A 593-nucleotide genomic window follows, 5' to 3' on the forward strand; every position below is an offset into this window, starting at 1 on the left:
AGACACCGCGTGGGTTCCGATCCGGTACCCGAACGCGGTCTATGATCAGGCCGAGGACCGTTGGGTCTCCGACGCGGAGGTCGCCGAAGTGCCGTTCACCGCGTTCACCGGGCGCCGCAAAGCCGAGCACGTGCCCTGCCGGCTGGTCGTGCGCCGGGTCAAACGCCTCCAACCCCTCGCCGCCGACGGCAGCGAACAGGGCGAGCTGTTCGCGGCCTACCGGCACCATGCGTTCATCACCAACTCCACCCTGGACACCGTCGAGGCCGACGAACGGCACCGGGACCACGCGATCGTCGAGCAGGTGATCGCGGAACTGAAGGACAACGCCCTGGCCCACCTGCCGTCCGGGTCCTATGCCGCCAACGCTGCGTGGGTCGCCTGCGCGGTGATCGCGTTCAACCTCGCCCGCGCGTGCGCGGTCGCCGCCGACCTGGCCACGGCACGGTGGGCCAGCCTGCGCGCCAGAATCATCAGCGTCCCGGCCCGGATCGCCGCCACCGGCCGCCGCCTCGTCCTGCACCTGCCCACCCACTGGCCCTGGGTGGTGGCCTGGCAGAACCTGCACACCCTCGCCACCGGCCCACCCAACA

At 71.2% G+C, this 593-nt stretch carries 1 protein-coding gene; it reads left to right on the forward strand.

Annotated features, from left to right (window positions below; genetic code table 11):
• Window positions 1-593, forward strand: a 593-nt coding sequence (locus BKD30_RS15210; RefSeq protein WP_076705941.1) for a transposase, incomplete at both ends; no start/stop codon positions are given.

Source organism: Tersicoccus phoenicis (genome assembly GCF_001968835.1).
Taxonomy (GTDB): Bacteria; Actinomycetota; Actinomycetes; order Actinomycetales; family Micrococcaceae; genus Tersicoccus; species Tersicoccus phoenicis.